This is a genomic window from Ruegeria sp. CH11 (assembly GCF_056537105.1).
On record NZ_JBQFQX010000001.1, the window covers coordinates 264607 to 284567 of the forward strand.

Here is a 19961-nt window from a genome sequence, read left to right on the forward strand (position 1 = left end):
CGGCAGCGCCTGAGACCACCGTGGCGTCAACTTAAATAGTATTAAGAAATCTCCACCTTGTCATAAAACCGTTACGAACCTGTCACAAAAGGCTTACGCGAGGTCCTTAGGGGTGCCGTCAAGATCATCATGGGGGTGATCACATAATGTACTTTCAAGGAGACTGAGATGTCCTTTGTAAAACTGTCGGCTTCTGCGCTGGCGATTGCTGCCGTATCGGCGACCACTGCTGCTGCTCGTGACAACGTTCAGGTTGCTGGATCTTCGACCGTTCTGCCTTACGCATCCATCGTTGCCGAACTGTTTGGTGAAAACACCGACTTCCCGACACCGGTTGTGGAATCGGGCGGCTCTTCGGCCGGTCTGAAGCGTTTCTGCGAAGGCGTTGGCGAAAACACCATCGACGTTGCAAACGCATCCCGCGCCATCCGCGAAAAAGAGATCAAAGCTTGCGCCGAAAACGGCGTGACCGACATCATGGAAGTCCGCATCGGCTATGACGGCATCGTATTTGCCAGCCAGCAATCAGGCCCTGCGTTCACCGCGTTCCAGCCTGCGGACATCTACAACGCCATCGGCTCGAAAGTCATGAAGGACGGTGCGCTGGTCGACAACAGCTTTAACAGCTGGGCCGAGTTCAACGGCGATCTGCCGGATGTTGAAATCGCCATGTTCATCCCCGGTACCAAGCACGGCACCCGTGAAGTATTCGAAGACAAGGTTCTGCTGGCAGGTTGCGAAGCAACCGGCGCTATGGAGGCCATGGTTGCAGGCGGTATGAGCGAGGACGACGCCGAAGATGCATGCCTGGACGTGCGCGCAGACGGCAAGTCGGTCGACATCGATGGTGACTATACTGAAACTCTGGCCCGTATCGACACCAACCCCAACGGCATCGGTGTGTTTGGTCTGGCGTTCTACGAGAACAACACCGACAAGCTGAAGGTTGCCACCATGGGTGATGTCGCTCCGTCGACCGAGACCATTGCTTCGGGTGAATACCCCGTGTCGCGCCCGCTGTTCTTCTACGTCAAGAAAGCGCATATCGGCGTGATCCCTGGCCTGAAAGAATACGCTCAGTTCTTCACCCATGACGAAATCGCGGGTGGATCGGGTCCGCTGGCAAACTATGGCCTGGTTGCTGATCCTGAGCTGGCAAAGACACAGGAAGCGATTGCCAACGAAGAGACGCTTGGCTCGGGCAGCTAATCCTGACATTGGTCCGATGATTGGGGGCGGCCAGGCGTGTCGCCCCCAAGTACTTCTGAATTCCTGATCAAGACCCGTGGGGGTGTTATGCCGATAATTTGGCTCTTTCTGATCGTTGTCGCGATCTCTGCAGTCGGATACGTGCTTGGGCGTGCGCGCGCCTTGCAAAGCGCCGGGGGCGATAGCCGGAACCTGCATTCTCTCCCTACCTTTTACGGCGCGAACGTCGCGCTAAAGACGGTGGTTCCTGCGATCGGCCTTTTGATCGTCTGGTTGCTGATTCAGCCACTTTACGTGAATTCTCAGGTATCAGAGATGGTGCCCGATTCCGCCATCAAGGAGGGTTCGTCGCGCAGCCTTGTCATGGCCGAAGTGCGCCGCACGGCCAGCGGGCTGAACAACGCGGTGGCGCAGGGCCAGTTGACCGAAGCCACTGCTGCAAACCCCAAAGCCGACATCGCCGAGATCACCCAATTGCTAAAAGATGCCGGGCAGGTTGTGACGGCTGAAATCACACAGCCTATTTTGAACGCGGCGCAGCGTTACAGAGCAATGAATGCAACCGGTTATGCCATCATGTCGGCTGCGGTTATTCTTGTCGCTTTGATCGGTGCCGTGATCAGCTGGTGGCAGACACAAGCCGAATACCGGGCGCGCAATGTGGTCGAACAGGGCGTGCGTATGCTTCTTCTTGCCGCTGCTTCGGTCGCGGTTCTGACAACTGTTGGCATCGTCCTGTCGCTGGTGTTCAACACCTGGGAGTTCTTCAAGCTCTACCCGGCATCCGAGTTCTTCTTTGGCCTGACATGGTCGCCCAGCTTTTCGGGCCGCGGGGGCTCATCGGCTTTGGGTATCATCCCATTGCTTTGGGGCACGTTCTACATTTCGCTGGTCGCTTTGCTGGTGGCGGTGCCGATCGGTCTGTTTGCCGCGATCTACCTGAGTGAATATGCATCGCCTCGGGTCCGCTCGATCGCCAAGCCCATGCTCGAGGTTTTGGCCGGTATCCCGACCATCGTCTACGGTCTATTTGCGCTGTTGACCGTCGGTCCGCTGCTACTGGGCGTTTTCGGCGCTGACGGTCTGGGCTGGATGAAGGCGGGCACCGCTGTGATGACCGCCGGTCTGGTGATGGGCATCATGCTGATCCCGTTTGTGTCTTCGCTGTCTGACGACATTATCAACGCGGTACCGCAGGCCATGCGCGATGGGTCTTATGGCCTTGGTGCCACCCAATCGGAAACCATCCGTCAGGTTGTCCTGCCCGCTGCGTTGCCGGGGATCGTGGGAGCCATCCTTCTGGCCGCATCGCGCGCCATTGGTGAGACGATGATCGTGGTTCTGGGGGCAGGGGCCGCAGCCCGCCTGAGCCTGAATCCGTTCGAAGCCATGACAACCGTCACCGCCAAGATCGTAAGCCAGCTGACAGGTGACGCCGACTTTGCCTCACCCGAGGCGCTGGTTGCCTTCGCCCTCGGCATGACCCTGTTCATCCTCACATTGGGCCTGAACATCTTTGCCCTCTACATCGTGCGCAAATACCGGGAGCAGTACGAATGACCGACGCCAGCATGCCAACGCCCGCAGCGGACCGCCGTTCGGGCTCACTGATGGCCTCAGACGCACATACCCGCAAACGCGCCAACGCCGAAAAGCGTTTCCGCGCTTATGGGATTGTAGCCATCGCCACCGGGCTGTTCTTTTTGGTGGTCCTGTTCGCCTCGATCCTGTCGCAGGGGATACCGGCGTTCACGCGCACCGTGGTCAGCGTTGAGTTCACGCTGACTGAACCGCAGTTCGAAGAAGCCGAAGGGACGATGTTCAAGACCAAGGCCTATTCCAACCTGTTCATTGCAGAACTGAACGAAGACCTTGCAGAAAGCGGGATCAGTGTGGATTTCGATGAAGCCGCGATCGAACGGATTCTGGGCAAGATCGGCGGCACAATCCGCGAATTCTACAAGGCGAATCCCGACAAGATCGGTGAGCCGATCGAATTTGATTTGGCAACTTCCAGCCGGGTTGATGGGTACTTCAAGGATCGTGTTTCTCGCGACTCCATGCAGGACAGCCGGTTCTTGCAGAAAAGCGACCTGGATCTGGTTGATGCCTTGAAAGAGGCCGGAATTATCAAGCAGGCGTTCAACTGGCCCTTCATCACCGGCTCGGATTCGGGCGTGGACAACCCGGGTGGCGCTGGCATCGGCGCTTCGGTCGTGGGGTCGTTCTTCATGATGCTGGTTGTGCTAGCCCTGTCGTTGCCCATCGGCGTGGCAGCGTCGATCTACCTCGAGGAATTCGCGCCGCAGAACAGGTTCACCGATCTGATCGAGGTAAATATTTCAAACCTTGCGGCGGTGCCTTCCATCGTGTTCGGCATTCTGGGTCTGGCCGTGTTCATCCAGTTCATGCACCTGCCGCAGTCGGCGCCGTTGGTTGGCGGACTGGTGCTGACTCTGATGACGCTGCCGACCATCATCATCTCGACCCGAGCCTCGCTAAAGGCGGTACCGCCGTCGATCCGCGATGCGGCGCTGGGGGTAGGGGCCTCGAAAATGCAGGCGGTGTTCCACCACGTTCTGCCGCTGGCCGCGCCCGGTATTCTGACCGGAACCATTATCGGTCTGGCGCAGGCGCTCGGCGAAACCGCGCCGCTGCTGCTGATCGGCATGGTTGGCTTTGTTGCGCGCGGCTACCCCGACGGGTTCCTTGCCGGATTTACCGAGCCGAACTCGGCGATGCCGGCGCAAATCTATACCTGGGCGGCCCGGGCGGATGTTGGCTTCTATGAAAAAGCCTGGGGCGGGATTATCATTCTTTTGATCTTCCTGCTGACGATGAACATCATCGCGATCATCCTGCGCCGCCGCTTTGAACGCCGCTGGTAAAAGGGGGCTAACATGAATGACATGACACGAGTGGAGAGAAACGTGGACTCCAAAGACATCAAGATCAGCGCCAAGAAGGTACAGGTCTATTACGGCGACACCCACGCCATCAAGGACGTGAATGTCGAGATTGAAGACAAGACCGTGACCGCCTTCATCGGCCCCTCGGGCTGCGGCAAGTCCACGTTCCTGCGCTGTCTGAACCGAATGAATGACACGATCGATATCTGCCGCGTGCAGGGCGACATTTTGCTGGACGGCGAAGACATCTATGACAAGCGCGTCGACCCGGTACAGCTGCGTGCCAAGGTGGGCATGGTGTTCCAAAAGCCGAACCCGTTCCCGAAGTCGATCTATGACAACGTCGCTTACGGCCCTCGCATCCACGGCCTTGCCAAGAACAAGGCGGAACTTGATGAAATCGTGGAAAAATCCCTGCGCCGCGGTGCAATCTGGGATGAGGTCAAGGATCGTCTGGACGCTCCAGGCACCGGCCTGTCTGGCGGCCAGCAGCAGCGCCTGTGCATCGCGCGCGCTGTGGCAACCGAGCCCGAGGTTCTGCTGATGGACGAGCCATGCTCGGCGCTGGACCCGATCGCAACCGCGCAGGTCGAGGAACTGATCGATGAACTGCGCTCGCGCTATTCGGTGGTGATCGTGACCCACTCGATGCAGCAGGCCGCGCGGGTCAGCCAGAAGACCGCGTTTTTCCACCTTGGCAATCTTGTCGAATTTGGTGAGACCGGGCAGATCTTTACCAACCCCGAAGATCCCCGCACCGAAAGCTATATTACCGGCCGCATCGGCTGAACACAGGTATTCAGATATGACCGAACAACATATTGCATCCGCCTTCGACCGCGACCTCGAGGCCATTCAGGCGCATATCATGAAGATGGGCGGGCTGGTCGAGGCCGCGATCATCGGCGCGGCGCGCTCGCTGGAAACCCGCGACGAGGAATTGGCGCAAGAGGTGCGGCGCGGCGACAAAGCCATCGACGCCCTGGAAGAGCTGATCGACGAAGAAACCGCACGGCTGATTGCGCTGCGCGCACCAACCGCCAGCGACCTGCGTCTTGTGCTGTCGGTCCTGAAAGTGTCAGGAAACCTTGAGCGGATCGGCGATTACGCCAAAAACATCGCCAAACGGACCACGGTCCTGGTCAATGCGGGTGAAATCAGCGGCAGCGCAGCAGCCCTGCGCCGCATGGCGCGCGAGGTTGAACGGATGCTGCGTGACGCTCTGGACGCCTATATTCAACGCGACGCGGAACTGGCGACGGATGTCATCAATCGCGACGAAGAGGTTGATCAGATGTATAACGGCCTGTTCCGTGAGTTCCTGACCTTCATGGCAGAAGATCCACGCAACATATCGTCCTGTATGCACCTGCATTTCATCGCCAAGAACATCGAGCGGATGGGCGATCACGTGACATCCATCGCTGAACAGGTCGTCTATCTTGTCACCGGAGAGCGCCCCGCAGATGCACGTCCCAAGGCGGACGTGACCTCGCAAACGGCCTAGGAGTAACCGAAGATGTCCGCCGATCAACCAACCGTGCTTGTGGTAGAGGATGAATTGGCACAGCGTGAAGTGCTGGCCTACAACCTCGAAGCCGAAGGGTTCAGCGTATCCAAGGCCGCCAACGGTGACGAAGCCCTGCTGCTGGTCGATGAAGACTGTCCGGATATCATTGTGCTGGACTGGATGATGCCAAATCTCAGCGGGATCGAGGTGTGTCGACGGCTGAAGACGCGACCAGACACCCGGTCGATCCCGATCATTATGCTGTCGGCGCGGTCCGAAGAAGTCGACAAGGTGCGCGGTCTGGAAACGGGTGCGGATGACTATGTGGTCAAGCCATACTCGGTCGTCGAACTAATGGCCCGCGTGCGCTCGCAACTGCGGCGCGTTCGTCCAGCCACCGTAGGTTTGCGGCTTGAGTTTGACGATATCATTCTCGATTCGGAAACTCATAAGGTCAGTCGCGATGACAAGCCGCTAAAACTGGGTCCGACCGAATTTCGCTTGCTGAGCACCTTCATGGAAAAACCAGGCCGGGTCTGGAGCCGCGAGCAATTGTTGGATCGGGTCTGGGGGCGCGACATTTACGTGGATACGCGTACGGTCGACGTCCACATTGGCCGTCTTCGCAAGGCGTTGACACAGCATGGCGGCGACGATCCGGTGCGCACGGTCCGGGGCGCGGGCTACGCGCTGGGGTAATGCATTGCGGGGCAGGGTGCCTGTTCCCGCATATCGCTATGCGAATTGGTCATGCGTTCTTGATAAAGTCTTGCTGTTTTTTGCGCTCGGGTCCGGGTAGGTTTCAGCAAACCTCTCGAATTTGCGGAGAAATGCCATGAACGCTCCTGATCAAAAACCGATGCTGCGCGCCAAGGATGCCCCGGAACTTGGCGCGTTTACCTGGGACGATCCGTTTCGTCTTGTGGACCAGTTGGCAGAAGACGAGCGCATGATTTCCGACAGCGCCCGCGCTTACGCGCAGGAAAAGCTGCAGCCGCGCGTAACCGAGGCCTTCGAAAACGAAGAAACCGACCCCGATATTTTTCGCGAAATGGGTGAGATGGGCCTGCTGGGCATAACTATCCCCGAGGAATACGGTGGGCTAGGGGCCGGATATGTCGGCTATGGCCTTGTCGCGCGCGAGATCGAGCGGGTCGACTCGGGTTATCGCTCGATGATGTCAGTACAAAGCTCGCTGGTTATGTACCCGATTCACGCCTATGGCAGCGAGGATCAAAGGCGCAAATACCTTCCGAAACTGGCCAGCGGCGAATGGATTGGTTGTTTTGGTCTGACCGAACCGGACGCGGGATCAGACCCGGCAGGAATGAAGACCCGGGCCCAGAAAATCGATGGCGGTTATCGTTTGAATGGCAGCAAGATGTGGATTTCGAACTCTCCGATCGCGGATGTGTTTGTAATCTGGGCCAAATCCGACGCGCACGATGGAAAGATCCGCGGATTTGTCCTGGACAAAGGCACCAAAGGGCTGAGCGCGCCGAAGATCGACAAAAAACTGAGCCTTCGCGCCTCGATCACAGGTGAGATCGTTCTCGATAATGTCGACGTGCCCGAAGAGGCATTGCTGCCAAATGTACAGGGATTGAAGGGTCCATTCGGATGTCTCAACCGTGCTCGGTATGGCATCAGTTGGGGTGTCATGGGCGCAGCAGAAAGCTGCTGGCACGCGGCACGGCAATACGGATTGGACCGCAAGCAGTTTAACAAGCCCTTGGCGCAGACACAGCTGTTTCAGCGCAAACTGGCTGACATGCAGACCGAGATAGCTCTGGGTTTGCAGGCCAGCTTGCGTGTCGGGCGTCTGCTGGATCAGGCGGAAGCCGCGCCCGAGATGATCTCGTTGATCAAACGGAACAATTGCGGCAAAGCACTGGAGATCGCACGGCAATCGCGCGACATGCACGGCGGGAACGGAATCTCTTTGGAATTTCAGGTCGTGCGTCACATGATCAACTTGGAGACTGTAAACACCTACGAGGGGACTCATGACGTTCATGCGCTGATCTTGGGACGCGCGCAAACAGGATTGCAGGCGTTCTATTAAGTGGCAGCAATATCCGCATAATCGGTATTATGTAAATATTTCTGATTCGAAGGCGGTAGCCCAGATTGCCGACAAATATCTAAAAGGATCGCCTTTTCATGCAGTTGAGCGGTAAAACTGTTGTTGTTACCGGTGCCGCTCGTGGCATCGGAAAAGCATTGGCGCAGCGCTTTGCAACCGAAGGTGCGCAGATCGTCTGTGCGGATATCGACATCGTGAGCGCTCAATCTGTGGCCGAAGAAATCGGTGGCCATGCAATTGAGTGCGATGTGTCCAGCGAGGATTCGACGCGCTTGATGATTGAAGCCGTTGAAGCCCGTATCGGTGCAATTGACCTGTTCTGTGCAAACGCCGGCATTCTGACGCTTGGCGGGCTTGAGGTGCCGAACGCGGATTGGGACCGGATCTGGAAGATCAACGTGATGTCGCATGTCTGGGCGGCCAGACACGTGATACCGCGCATGGTCGCGCGCGGTGGCGGCTACTTTTTGACCACAGCTTCCGCTGCTGGATTACTGAGCCAACCCGGCGCAGCACCTTATGCAGTGACCAAACACGCCGCTGTCGGCTTTTCCGAATGGCTGGCACTGACTTACAAAGACAAAGGTATTCGCGTTTCAGTTCTGTGCCCGCAGGCTGTGCGTACGGATATGATCAGCGGTCACGAGGATTCGGCTGCCGCCATAGATGGCATTCTCGACCCAGAAGACATCGCGCAAGCCTGCTTTGAAGCCATTAGTGACGAACGCTTTCTGGTGCTGCCTCACGAAAAGGTTCGGGATTACATACAGTTCAAATCCGCCGACTATGACCGATGGCTGGACGGAATGTCATCGCTAAATCAAATATATAGCGGTGACCTTTAACGCGCCTTCCGCTTTCGCATCAAACCTTCCTGGGCGATGGACGCCACCAGCGTACCGTCCTGAGAATAAATTGAGCCGCGATTGAAACTGCGCCCCTGCCCGGTCCACGGAGATTCCATGGAGTAAAGATGCCAGTTCTGAAACTGCATTGGTGCGTGGAACCAGATGGCGTGATCAAGGCTGGCACCGTCAACCAGACCCGACAACCAGCTGAGGCCGTGCGGTCGAAGGCCCGAGCTCAGCAAATCCATATCCGAGGCATAAGCCAGCAGCAGATGCTGCATCACCGGATCAGCCTGCGCCGCAGCCGTCATGCGAAACCACAGGTAATGTTTGTCGTCGGCCACGTCCGGGGTCAGAAAATCCAATGGTTCGATCTCACTGACTTCGATCGGGCGTTCCCGCAGCAGCTCTGAATGAAATTTCTCGGGCACCCGGTCGAGATAACTGTGGCGCAGCTCATTCCGGGTCGCCAGATTGTCCGGACCGACAACCTTCGGCATCGGATGCTGATGGTCCCAGCCCTGGTCCTGGCAATGAAATGATGCGGAGAGGTTCAAAATCTGTTTGCCATGCTGAATTGCAACCACGCGACGGGTTGTGAATGACCCGCCGTCCCGGGCCCGGTCAACCTGATATATCACTGGAATTGACGGATCGCCCGCACGGATGAAATATGCGTGTAACGAGTGGCACAGCCGATCATCAACGGTTCGGTATGCGGCTGCGAGAGCCTGCGCGATGACCTGCCCTCCGAAAATCCGGGTCGGTGTTTCACCTCCCGAACCGGTGCCGCGAAAAAGATCGACCTCCAGCGCTTCGATATTGAGCAAATCCAACAGGATACGTTCCGCTTCGGTCATGGTTCTTTCTCCACTTGCCGCGACAGCCGCCTAGCATTTGCGAAAGGATCATTCAATGAGCGCCCCGTGAACCAATGCCTTGAGCTCGGCCCGCGAAGGATAAGAACTGGACGGCGAAAGTTGTGTAAAAAAAACAACCGACATATCGTGTTTGTGGTCGATCCAGAAATAGGTCGACGCCATACCACCCCAACCAAAATCACCCACCGACCCCGGTGCGCGCGCCCGTGCCGGTTCAAGAACAACCGCGCCGCCGATACCGAACCCTGTGCCATCCATCGGCTGCTCGGCAAAGCTCTGCGGTCCCATCGAAGCGATGTCACCCGGCAAGTGATTGCGCATCATGAAATCGACGGTCGATGCCCCCAGCAACCGACCCGTCGCCGTCGCGCCCTTGTTACGAAGCATTTCGGAAAAGGACGCAAAATCGTCAATCGTGCTGACAAGACCACCGCCACCGGAAAAGGTGGTTGCATGTTCAAAGGGCGAGGAGCCTGCGCTGTCGACCAACCTTAATGTTTCGGAGCCTGATCTGGCAGCATTCAGCGCCATCGCGTCGCCTTCTAACGGGCTATAGAGCGAGGCAAACCGGCCCCCTGCCCCTGTCGGCACCGAAAACCCGGTTTCGTGCATCCCAAGCGGTTCAAATATCTGCTCGGCAAAGAAACGGTCCAGTGGCTGGCCCGACACGACCTCGATCACGCGTCCGATGACGTCAATGCCAACGGAATACTCCCAACGCTTTCCTGGTTGGAAGGCCAGAGGCAATGTGGCCAACAGATCAACCCGTTCCCTCAACGGGCCCTGACCGGGCGCGAAGATCAGATCCCGAGCATCCATCGCCTGTGGCAAAATTCCCGGATTGAACGGATAGCTCAGACCGCTGGTATGCGTCAGCAACTGGTGCAACGTGGGTGTCGGTGCGGGCTCGGTTTGGTCGATCGAAGTCGCCTCGGGCACCAGCGCCCGCATTGCGTCGAACCCGGGCAGGAAATCCGATAACGGTGCGTCCAGGTGGAACAACCCGCGCTCGGCCAACATCATCAAAGCGACCGAGGTGACTGGTTTCGTCATCGAATAGATTCGCACCATTGTGTCACGGTCGAACGGCAAGCCGTTCTCGACGTCACGCAATCCGCAAGAATGAAAGAAAGCCTCATTCCCGTTTTGGTTAACCAACACCGAGCATCCAGGGTATTTTCTTTGATCTACATAGCGTTGCATCCAGACTTGAATGCGAGCCAATCGCGCTGTGTCGAAATTCATCTTGTGTCCCGGTTGCTGAACCCTGAAACCGATCTTGCAGCGCAAAACCGAGGAACAACAGAAAAATCCGAAGGTAGCAAACGATTTTCGTTTACCAACCGGGCAAGCTGCTATGGTATCGGCACACTCAACCTTGGGTGGGTTTGATTCCCGCCTTGATTACCTTTTTTTGACGGAGCGGACAGATGGCGAAGAAAATTGAATTCGTTTACGATTTTTGCAGCCCGAACGCCTTTCTTGCCCACAAGGTTCTGCCGGGTCTGGCCAAACGACGTGAGGCCGAGCTGAGTTTTAGTCCGGTCTTGCTGAGTGTTGTGTTCAAGGCGACTCACAACCAAAGCCCGTTTGAAGCGTTTTCCGAGAACCGTCAGAAAACGGCCTATCTTACGCATGATCTACACCGATACGCCCGTCGGCGAGGCATAAGTTTCCACATGAGCCCGCATTTTCCGCTGAATACGAAATTCGCCATGCGTGGCGCGTGCTTTGCGCAAGGTAAACCATGGGAAAGCAAATACATAGACGCAGTTTTTGATGCTATCTGGGTGCATGGACAGAAGCTTGACGAATTGAACGTCCTGACAGATGTCGTCGATGAAGCGGGCTTGCCCGCCAGAAAAATCCGCGAGGCGGCGACAAACCCCGAGATCAAGCAGACATTGAAGGATCAAACCAAAGCCGCTGTGCGTCGCGGTGTGTTCGGCGTACCCACAATATTTGCTGGCCCCGAGATGTTCTTTGGCAAGAACAGCCTTGGCAATCTCGAACTTGAACTAAAGCAACCCAAGTGATTTTTACCGACCTTTAGGGATGACCCAATGCGTCTAACCCGTGCCGGGCGAATACCGGGACGTAAGCTCCAAAGGCCTGGGCCCGGACCGGGTCCGACGCGTTGCCGTCCAGCGACCGTTTGTAAACACCTTGCAAGATCGCAGCCATCCGGAAGAAATTGAACGCAAGATAAAAGCCGAAATTCTCTATCCCCGCACGACCGGTGCGCGCGCAATATTGCTCGATGAACGCCCGGTCCGACGGCAGCCCAAGCGCAGCGCGATCAACACCCGCCAGACCACGGCCCTCGTTCCCCGGAGGCAACTGCCACTGCATGATGACGGCAGCGAGATCCGCGTAGGGATGGCCGATCGTGGACAATTCCCAATCGAGCACTGCAACGCAGTCTGTTCCGTCTTTGGCAAACAGAAGGTTGTCGATCCGATAATCCCCGTGAACCAGTGTCCGCTGTCCGTCATCGGCAGGCAGGTGCACCTCAAGCTGTTCAATCAAAAGGTTCATATCCTTGACTTTTTCGGTTTCCGTAGCCCTGTACTGTCCGGTCCAACGGGAAATCTGGCGCTCGAAATAGTTGCCCGGCGGCCCAAAGTCAGACAGACCGACGGTGTCAATGTCCACCAAGTGCAGCTCGGCCAGAACCCGGTTCATTTCATCTAAGATGCCGGTGCGTGTCGCGTTGCTTTCGCCCGACATGGTTGGATCGGTAAAGCCCCGGCCCTCGCGATATTCCATCACATAGAAGGCGGACCCGATGACCGAGTCATCTTCGCACAACAGGTACATTTCGGGTACCGGCACATTGCTTCCGGCCAGAGCGGATTGTACCCGATATTCGCGATCGACAGCATGAGCGGACTTCAAAAGTACACCCGGCGGTTTGCGCCGCAGCACGTAGGATTGATCCGGTGTCTGCAATAGATAGGTCGGGTTTGATTGTCCTACAGCGAATTTATGAACTTCAAGCGGGCCAGAAAACCCCTCGAGATGGGCGTCAAGATATTCTGTTACATCGCTGATACTAAATGATTGTTCTTCGTGTTCCACGGCTCGACCCTTCTCGGAAACGCTCAGTTCGCCGCAGCAAAAATATCGCCGCCGGTCTGTACGTTGATTCCGCCGGAAACCGGAATGACCGCACCGGTAACATAGCTTCCGCCGCGACCGCACAGAAACAGCAGGCAACCTGCGATGTCTTCGGGCCGTCCAACGCGGCCAAGCGGAACAGATTGCCCGACCCTGTCGCGCTTGTTCGCGTCGCCTGTTGCAAATTCCGTCATCCGGGACACAAACGGACCAGGCGCAAGCGCGTTGACCGTGACCCGCCGCCCGGCGAGTTCCTTCGCCATGATCTTGGTCAGATGCAATACGGCTGCTTTGGACGCCGAATAGCTGTATGCGCCATCGCCCATTGGCACCTCGCCCATGACAGAGCCCACATTCACAACGCGGGCCGGGTCGTCATCCGTCGCTGATTTCATAAGCAAAGGCAGCAATTTCTGGGTCAGATCAAAACCGCCTGAAACGTTCACTGACATGACCTTATCCCATGCCGCGTGCGGAAATTGCCCGAGCGGCGCGCCCCAAGCGATTCCGGCATTGTTCATAAGAATATCAAGAGATTGCGTACGGCTTCTGACGTCTTCAACCAGCGCATCTACGCCGCTTTCCGTACTCACATCACCCGCGAAACCCTCCGCAGTCCCCGGCGCATCCAGCGCATTCAACTCGGTGGCAACGGCTTTGCACGCATCCGACTTGCGCGATGCAATCAGAACATGAGCCCCTGCACGTACAAGCGCTTCGGCCGCCATCCGGCCGATGCCGGTTGCACCTCCGGTCACGAGGGCGGTTTTTCCGGGCAACGAAAACAGGGATTCGGGCGTCATGGGTTCTCCTAACCCCCAGGCGCTTTGTCCAAGGGGTTGCATCTGGCATATCTTTTGACAACGGTTGCCTGCAATCCAACGATTTCACATCTGGCAAAGCAAGAGGCAATGGGCACATGCAGACATTACTCAGCGTCACAAAAGGCGGTCCCGATACATTAGAGCTGACCACCCTGCCCGACCCAGTGCCCGCGCCGGACGAGATCCTGTTACGCGTCCGTGCTGCGGGTGTGAATTTTCCTGATGGGCTGATGATCCGCGATCTCTATCAGATGAAACCACCCCGCCCCTTTGCCCCCGGCGGCGAGGTTTCGGGCGACGTGATCGCAGTTGGCGAAAAAGTTCGGCACCTTTCAGCGGGCGATCGGGTGCTTGCATTGGTTGGTCATGGAGGATTTTCCACTCATTTGACGCTAAAGGCCAACACTGCAGTGAAAATCCCGGATGAAATGCCTTATGAAGACGCTGCCTGCTTCATCTTTACCTACGGCACATCGCATCACGCGCTCAAGGACAGAGCCGATCTTAAACCGGGTGAGACAGTGCTGATTCTCGGGGCCGCCGGAGGTGTCGGGTCAGCTGCGATCGAACTGGCGAAGGCCGCAGGTGCGCGGGTAATCGCCGCAGTGTCGTCCGACGACAAGGCCGCGTTCTGTAAAGATATCGGTGCAGATGAAACGATTATTTACCCGCGCGCGTTGGACCGTGACGCTCAGAAATCCTTTTCGAAAGCCATCAAGCAGATTGCAGGCGGCGACGGCGTGGACGTTGTGTATGATGCGGTCGGTGGCGATTATTCAGAACCGGCGTTGCGCGCGATGGCATGGAACGGACGGTTTCTGGTGGTCGGTTTTCCCGCTGGCATTCCCAATATTCCTCTGAACCTGACATTGCTCAAAGGGTGCCAGATCGTCGGCGTATTCTGGGGCGCTTCGGTGTTTCGGAATCCCAAAGGGCACGCTGCGAACACGGCCGAGCTTTTTGCGATGTATCGGGCCGGGAAAATCAGGCCCCGGATCAGCGCAAGGTTCCCATTGGAACGCGCCGGTGAAGCGTTGAGATCGCTTGAAGAACGCTCGGTCCAGGGCAAAGTCGTGGTCACGATGGAAGCGCCCTGAGTACTGGAACAATCTCACTTGGTGCAATCGCAGAACATTCTCGGCGAAACTTTGTTTCGTGAACAAATAGTCGGGTGGACGCCCCCTCGTTTCGGGTTTATCACAACGTAACGGGGATGGATTGAAGATGACGAGAATATTGGTTCTGAACGGCCCGAACTTGAACCTTTTGGGCACCAGGCAGCCCGAGGTCTACGGCCATACAACGCTGGACATGATCGTGGATCGCTGTGTCTCGCACGGCGAGGCGCAGGGTCAGACCGTGACGCATGTGCAATCCAATCACGAAGGTGCGCTGATCGACGCGATCCATGCGGCGCGTGGCACGCAGGACGGGATCGTTTTGAATGCCGGCGCTTATACCCACACTTCCGTGGCCCTAAGGGACGCGATCGCAGCGGTAAACCTGCCCGTTGTAGAAGTCCATCTGTCAAACATTCACGCGCGCGAAACGTTTCGCCATCACTCGTATATCGCGCCGGTCTGCATCGGACAAATCTGCGGGTTCGGTGGACAGGTTTACGTCCTGGCCATGGACGCGCTTGCAGACCATCTTTCGAGGGAGGATACCGTTTGAACTTGAACGAATACCTCAACTTCATCAGCTACACCAAAACCCTGGAAGAGCTTTGGGATGCCCACTGTCGCCAAATGGCGAAATACGGGTTCGACCGCCTTCTGTACGGTCACACGCAATACCGTACAGAAACGTCTTTGGGGGACCCCGAAGACTTTGTGATCCTGACCAACCACTGCAACGACTATTTGAACGGGTTCCTGCATTCCGGCCTGTATTTCCATGCTCCCATGCTGAAATGGGCGCTTCAAAATGAGGGCGCGGCCAGTTGGCGAATGATCCAAGAGATGATGTCGACCGGCACCATGACCGAGCAGGAACGGCAAGTTTATGAATTCAACAGATCCAAAAACATAACCGTTGGATTCACGGTCAGTTTCAACTCGGTTTCCGTGCGATCCAAGGGCGCGATCTCGATGGCCTGTATCGGTGGTCGTACCCAGGACGAAATTGACGCTGTCTGGGACGCGCACGGAGAAGACATCCTGCTCATGAACAACATGGCGCATTTGAAGATCCTGACGCTGCCATACAGCGCGCCAAACCGCGCCCTGACCAAGCGGCAGCGCGAGGCGCTGCAATGGGTCGGCGACGGCAAGACGACGCAGGATATCGCGCTGCTGATGGGGCTGACTGCTGCCACCGTTGAAAAGCATCTGCGCCTCGCGCGTGAAGCTCTGAGCGTCGAAACCACGGCGCAGGCCGTGTTGAAGGCATCACTGCAGAATCAGATGTTTGTCATGGAAGCGTAACGGTTTATTGACGCTAAACTGCGTCAGTTTACCATAGGTAAGGAAAACATTACTTCCCTTTCCGCGCAAAAAATCGCAAATTGATACTGTTCCGTGAGTGGTGGCTTTAGCCAGGGAACGATTTGATTGGATCTTTGCAATACCAAAGCTCTCCGGTCACTCTGAATGAGAGGCGTCTATTCGTCCGCGTCTGTCAGTCGGAATTTTGAGGGACCCTGTCCATCCCCATCATGCGGGGTCCCTCATTTCAATACGTCCTAAAATCGTTCAAGTCGTTTGACAAACAACAAAAAAACCGGCCACGTTTCCGTGACCGGCTGAGCGTTCATGACCCACTGGGGGTCGTGACTTTGTCTTAGCCTTGGGCGGCTTTGGCAACTTCTGCTGCGAAGTCTTCTTTTTCGACAACGATGCCTTCGCCAACTTCCATGCGGACGAATCCGGTGATGGTCGCGCCTGCTTCCTTGGCTGCCGCTTCAACGGTCAGGTCAGGATTCACGACAAATTGCTGGTTCAAAAGGGTCGATTCCGCGACGAATTTCTTCATGCGGCCCTCGATCATCTTCTCGATCACCTGCTCCGGCTTGCCGGATTCGCGGGCGATGTCCATCTGAACCTGCTTTTCTTTCTCGACAACGGCCGGGTCCATGTCCGCCTCGGACAGAGCCGCCGGGTTTACAGCTGCGATGTGCATCGCAACCTGCTTGCCAATCGCGTCGTCACCGCCCGACAGAGCGACCAGAACGCCGATCTTGCCCATGCCGTTGGTGGCTGCGTTGTGGACGTAGGACACAACGGTGTCGCCCGACAGTTTCGACATGCGGCGCACCGACATGTTTTCACCGATGGTGGCGATTTTGTCGGTCAGAGTGTCTGCAACGTTCTTGCCGCCCAGATCAGCCGCCAGCAGAGCTTCGACATCGTCGACGCCTTCGGCTGCATAGGTGATCTTGCCGACCATTTCCTGGAATTCGGCGTTCTTGGCGACAAAGTCGGTTTCCGAGTTCACTTCGACAGCAACACCGTTGCCGCCGTTGACGTGAACAGCAACCAGACCTTCGGCTGCGGTACGGCCCGATTTTTTGGCTGCTTTGGCCAGACCCTTGGTGCGCAGCCAGTCAACGGCTTCGTCCATGTTGCCTTCGGTCTCGGTCAGTGCCTTCTTTGCGTCCATCATGCCTGCGCCGGTTGCGTCGCGCAGTTCTTTAACCATTGCTGCTGTGATTGCCATCTTTAGGCTCTCCTCAATTCAAACGGAATTGGGGCAGGTCTACCCTGCCCCATATGTCATTTACGTGACGGGCAGCTTACGCTTCGGCAGGTGTTTCTGCTTCGGCGGGGGCTTCTTCTGCAACGGCTTCTTCAACCGGGGCTTCTTCGAACGCACCCAGATCAACGCCAGCAGCACCCATCTGAGCGGTCATACCGTCCAGAGCAGCACGTGCGGCCAGGTCGCAGTACAGAGCGATTGCACGGGCTGCGTCGTCGTTGCCGGGGATGATGTAATCAACACCGTCGGGCGAGCAGTTGGTGTCGACAACAGCCACTACCGGGATACCCAGTTTGTTGGCTTCTGCGATCGCCAGCGCTTCTTTTTTGACGTCGATGACGAACAGCAGATCAGGGACGCCGCCCATCTCGCGGATACCGCCCAGCGATGCCTGCAGTTTGCCCTGGTCACGTTCCATGCCCAGACGCTCTTTCTTGGTCAGGCCTTCGGCACCCGATTCCATCGCTTCGTCGATCTGGTTCAGACGGTTGATCGACTGGGAAACGGTTTTCCAGTTGGTCAGCGTGCCACCCAGCCAGCGGTGGTTCATGTAGTACTGAGCCGACTTTTCAGCGGCTTCTGCGATCGGGCCGGCTGCCTGGCGCTTGGTACCAACGAACAGAACGCGGCCACCCTTTGCAACGGTGTCACGAACGGCCTGAAGAGCTTGGTCCAGCATCGGAACGGTCTGGGTCAGGTCCATGATGTGGATGCCATTGCGCGAGCCGTAGATGAACGGGCCCATGCGGGGGTTCCAACGCTGTGTCTGGTGACCAAAGTGAACGCCAGCTTCCAACAGCTGACGCATGGTGAACTCGGGAAGAGCCATGCTATTTTCCTTTTCCGGTTTACGCCTCGGCGGGGGTGAAAGAAGCGGATGCTCCAACCGGCGGGCCAGATAGGGATGTCTCCCCTACAAAGCCCAAACCCCGCCTGCGGGTTTGAATGGCGCGCGTATACGGCAGGTTTTCCTATTGCGCAAGGGCTTAATGCCCTTATTTTTCAAGCCGCGCGAGCGAATGAGCGTGGCGTACGGCCTGTTCGCTATGCGCGGCAAGCGCCTTGCGGTTCGCAAAGTCGCTGACCTTGGCCGGTGCGTGGTAAATCAACTCGACCGAGCCCTGCTTGCGTGCGCCCAGGGTTTTCAAAAGATGCGGCCCGAAATCCATATCACCCCACCATCCGTAGAACCGATCCGGTTGCCCTTCAGGCGCGTGAAAAACAACCGAAACCGGCTGCACATACATGAAATCGCGCAGCTCGCTTGCAAAGAACGCCTCAAAAAGTGTTGTTTTAAAAGGTAAAACACGCAATCCATCGGTCGAAGTCCCCTCGGGGAAGAACAACAGCTTGTGCCCGGCTTTCAGCCGTTCTTCGAATATGCGGGTTTGTTCTTGCGCCTTTTTGGGGTTCCGTTCGATGAACACGGTTCCCGTTGCACGGGCCAACCAACCGATGCCGGGCCAGTTCGCCACTTCGGCTTTGGAAACGAAATAAACCCGTTTTCGCGAATTCAGCGCGAAGATATCCAGCCAGGATGTGTGGTTCGCAACCACGGCCCCCCGTTCCCGCATCAACTCGCCAGAGGTCCGGAATCCAATACCCAAAATGCGAAAAGCGTTCCGACACACAAATTGCGCAATGAAAGGGGTTATCGGACGACGCACGCCAAAGAAAGGACGTTCGACCAGCCGGATAAGCAACAGGATAACCAGCCCGCCAAAGACAAGCGTCGCCAAAGGAATACCGCGCAGGAAGACAAGCAACCACCCTAAGAAGCCCAGTTCGATGGGATCGGGCGCTTCGTCGCTCTGCCAAGATGCCTGACTCACAGCGTTACGCTCCGCCATAAATGCGCCGTTGCCGTTCGTTCATGCGTTTGGTGTCCAGGATCAGGCAAACATCTGTTGTGTTGAAGGCGTGGTCGATGAAAGCGCCCTCGCCTACGAACCCACCAAGCCGCAAATAGGCCTTGATCAGCGCGGGCACCTGCACCATCGCGGCACGACGATCCAGGTTTTCGGGCGCTACGATATCCATGCTTTGAAACACGTCCGGCTGCGCGCGGACCCTCAGGTCGGAAGGGGCCAGATGATTGTGGTGCAACATCGACAGCGGTTGCGCCAGCGCCTGCACATCGGTGCCGTGGAAACTGGCCACACCAAACAACACCTCGATCTGGCGTTCTGCGACATAGGCTGCCAACCCGTTCCATAGGTGATACATCGCCGTGCCACCGCGATAATCCGGGTGCAGGCAGGATCGGCCAAGCTCCAGCAGTTTGCGCCCGGACTGTTTCAGAATCGTCAGATCGTACTCGTCCTCAGAGTAAAACTGTCCAATTTCCGCTGCACGTTCGCCCGGTAACAGCCTGTAAACACCGATGACTTCGCCTGTCGCATCGTCATAGGCCAGCATGTGATCGAACACCGGATCGAACCGGTCCTGTTCCAGACCTGCCTCGTGATCAACCATCTCTCCACCGCCGCCCAACTCGCGCACAAACACGTCATAGCGCAACCGTTGCGCGGCTTTGAGTTCAGCGTCGGTTTCGGCGAGCTTTATAGTGAAGGATGGGCCTGGGTCGGGCATTCGGGTTGTCCGTTGTTCGTGTCGTGCGCTGATACCCCAGATTTCCGGGGCAAGGCAACAACTCGACTCTGGTCAAGGTTGTTAACCTTTCCTAAACCAGTTTCACGGATCAAAGACCGGCACCAGGGCAATGCGTGTCCCGTCAATCACCACTTTCCCCTGCTCGCGAAAGTTAACGGTGATCTTACCTGCGATGTTGGACTGGACCTGTCCGACGCCCCAGTCGGGGAAATCCGGGTGGCGGACATACATGCCCGGTGCAAGAATGGCATTGAGGTCTGTCATG

21 protein-coding genes are annotated in these 19961 nt (G+C 57.0%); 12 read left to right on the forward strand and 9 right to left on the reverse strand.

The features are described from left to right. Nucleotides 1-168: 168 nt before the first annotated feature. The 8 genes from ACR0LX_RS01305 to ACR0LX_RS01340 all read left to right on the forward strand — a co-directional run bounded on the left by ACR0LX_RS01305 (nucleotide 169) and on the right by ACR0LX_RS01340 (nucleotide 8559). Nucleotides 169-1209: a substrate-binding domain-containing protein gene (locus ACR0LX_RS01305; protein WP_480782251.1), complete on the forward strand. Its 1041-nt coding sequence runs from the start codon at nucleotides 169-171 to the stop codon at nucleotides 1207-1209. An 87-nt stretch (nucleotides 1210-1296) separates the two neighbouring features. Beyond that, the gene (pstC, locus tag ACR0LX_RS01310) at nucleotides 1297-2769 is read left to right on the forward strand and encodes a phosphate ABC transporter permease subunit PstC (RefSeq protein ID WP_480782252.1); all 1473 of its coding nucleotides are present in this window, start codon (nucleotides 1297-1299) and stop codon (nucleotides 2767-2769) included. After that, nucleotides 2766-4097, forward strand: a complete 1332-nt coding sequence (gene pstA / locus ACR0LX_RS01315; protein ID WP_480782253.1) for a phosphate ABC transporter permease PstA — start codon at nucleotides 2766-2768, stop codon at nucleotides 4095-4097. Before pstC ends, pstA begins: the two co-directional genes overlap by 4 nt. Before the next feature lie 12 nt (nucleotides 4098-4109). Continuing rightward, a complete protein-coding gene (gene pstB / locus ACR0LX_RS01320; protein WP_480569772.1) occupies nucleotides 4110-4907 on the forward strand; it encodes a phosphate ABC transporter ATP-binding protein PstB in 798 nt (265 codons plus the stop codon). A gap of 16 nt (nucleotides 4908-4923) precedes the next feature. Further along, nucleotides 4924-5625 carry a phosphate signaling complex protein PhoU gene (gene phoU / locus ACR0LX_RS01325; protein ID WP_480569769.1) on the forward strand — a complete coding sequence of 234 codons (702 nt, stop codon included), beginning with the start codon at nucleotides 4924-4926 and terminating at the stop codon, nucleotides 5623-5625. A 12-nt stretch (nucleotides 5626-5637) separates the two neighbouring features. Then, nucleotides 5638-6327, forward strand: a complete 690-nt coding sequence (gene phoB / locus ACR0LX_RS01330; RefSeq protein WP_480782254.1) for a phosphate regulon transcriptional regulator PhoB — start codon at nucleotides 5638-5640, stop codon at nucleotides 6325-6327. 136 nt (nucleotides 6328-6463) lie between these two features. Then, entirely contained in the window at nucleotides 6464-7693 is a 1230-nt protein-coding gene (locus ACR0LX_RS01335) for an acyl-CoA dehydrogenase (protein WP_480782255.1), read from the forward strand. A 98-nt stretch (nucleotides 7694-7791) separates the two neighbouring features. After that, the gene (locus tag ACR0LX_RS01340) at nucleotides 7792-8559 is read left to right on the forward strand and encodes an SDR family oxidoreductase (RefSeq protein WP_480782256.1); all 768 of its coding nucleotides are present in this window, start codon (nucleotides 7792-7794) and stop codon (nucleotides 8557-8559) included. On the opposite strand, the gene ACR0LX_RS01345 is transcribed toward ACR0LX_RS01340, so the two are convergent. Further along, nucleotides 8556-9422, reverse strand: coding sequence for an acyl-CoA thioesterase (locus ACR0LX_RS01345; protein ID WP_480782257.1), 867 nt, complete (start codon nucleotides 9420-9422; stop codon nucleotides 8556-8558). The genes ACR0LX_RS01340 and ACR0LX_RS01345 overlap by 4 nt on opposite strands. Before the next feature lie 48 nt (nucleotides 9423-9470). Next, nucleotides 9471-10688: a serine hydrolase domain-containing protein gene (locus ACR0LX_RS01350; protein WP_480782258.1), complete on the reverse strand. Its 1218-nt coding sequence runs from the start codon at nucleotides 10686-10688 to the stop codon at nucleotides 9471-9473. 185 nt (nucleotides 10689-10873) lie between these two features. On the opposite strand from ACR0LX_RS01350, the gene ACR0LX_RS01355 reads away from it, so the two are divergent. Further along, the gene (locus ACR0LX_RS01355) at nucleotides 10874-11479 is read left to right on the forward strand and encodes a DsbA family protein (protein ID WP_480782259.1); all 606 of its coding nucleotides are present in this window, start codon (nucleotides 10874-10876) and stop codon (nucleotides 11477-11479) included. Nucleotides 11480-11492: 13 nt separating this feature from the next. On the opposite strand, the gene ACR0LX_RS01360 is transcribed toward ACR0LX_RS01355, so the two are convergent. Together ACR0LX_RS01360 and ACR0LX_RS01365 are read right to left on the reverse strand one after the other, a co-directional pair. Then, entirely contained in the window at nucleotides 11493-12524 is a 1032-nt protein-coding gene (locus ACR0LX_RS01360) for a phosphotransferase family protein (RefSeq protein WP_480782260.1), read from the reverse strand. Nucleotides 12525-12547: 23 nt separating this feature from the next. Then, nucleotides 12548-13366 carry an SDR family oxidoreductase gene (locus ACR0LX_RS01365; RefSeq protein WP_480782261.1) on the reverse strand — a complete coding sequence of 273 codons (819 nt, stop codon included), beginning with the start codon at nucleotides 13364-13366 and terminating at the stop codon, nucleotides 12548-12550. Nucleotides 13367-13482: 116 nt separating this feature from the next. On the opposite strand from ACR0LX_RS01365, the gene ACR0LX_RS01370 reads away from it, so the two are divergent. From ACR0LX_RS01370 to ACR0LX_RS01380, 3 genes are all read left to right on the forward strand, one after another. Continuing rightward, nucleotides 13483-14484 carry an NADPH:quinone oxidoreductase family protein gene (locus ACR0LX_RS01370; protein ID WP_480782262.1) on the forward strand — a complete coding sequence of 334 codons (1002 nt, stop codon included), beginning with the start codon at nucleotides 13483-13485 and terminating at the stop codon, nucleotides 14482-14484. A 127-nt stretch (nucleotides 14485-14611) separates the two neighbouring features. Then, entirely contained in the window at nucleotides 14612-15061 is a 450-nt protein-coding gene (gene aroQ, locus ACR0LX_RS01375) for a type II 3-dehydroquinate dehydratase (RefSeq protein ID WP_480782263.1), read from the forward strand. Then, entirely contained in the window at nucleotides 15058-15813 is a 756-nt protein-coding gene (locus ACR0LX_RS01380; protein ID WP_480569738.1) for an autoinducer binding domain-containing protein, read from the forward strand. The genes aroQ and ACR0LX_RS01380 overlap by 4 nt, the downstream gene beginning before the upstream one ends. Nucleotides 15814-16168: 355 nt before the next feature. Here ACR0LX_RS01380 and tsf read toward each other — a convergent pair whose 3' ends face one another. From tsf to ACR0LX_RS01405, 5 genes are all read right to left on the reverse strand, one after another. Continuing rightward, on the reverse strand, nucleotides 16169-17044 hold the full coding sequence (tsf, locus tag ACR0LX_RS01385; RefSeq protein ID WP_480782264.1) for a translation elongation factor Ts: 876 nt from the start codon (nucleotides 17042-17044) through the stop codon (nucleotides 16169-16171). Nucleotides 17045-17120: 76 nt separating this feature from the next. Further along, nucleotides 17121-17912: a 30S ribosomal protein S2 gene (gene rpsB / locus ACR0LX_RS01390; RefSeq protein ID WP_480569732.1), complete on the reverse strand. Its 792-nt coding sequence runs from the start codon at nucleotides 17910-17912 to the stop codon at nucleotides 17121-17123. Nucleotides 17913-18078: 166 nt separating this feature from the next. Further along, a complete protein-coding gene (gene olsA / locus ACR0LX_RS01395; RefSeq protein ID WP_480782265.1) occupies nucleotides 18079-18933 on the reverse strand; it encodes a lyso-ornithine lipid O-acyltransferase in 855 nt (284 codons plus the stop codon). Next, nucleotides 18920-19675 carry an L-ornithine N(alpha)-acyltransferase gene (gene olsB, locus ACR0LX_RS01400; RefSeq protein WP_480569727.1) on the reverse strand — a complete coding sequence of 252 codons (756 nt, stop codon included), beginning with the start codon at nucleotides 19673-19675 and terminating at the stop codon, nucleotides 18920-18922. The genes olsA and olsB overlap by 14 nt, the downstream gene beginning before the upstream one ends. A 102-nt stretch (nucleotides 19676-19777) precedes the next feature. After that, a complete protein-coding gene (locus ACR0LX_RS01405) occupies nucleotides 19778-19960 on the reverse strand; it encodes a DUF3553 domain-containing protein (protein ID WP_480569724.1) in 183 nt (60 codons plus the stop codon). Nucleotide 19961 lies beyond the last annotated feature (1 nt).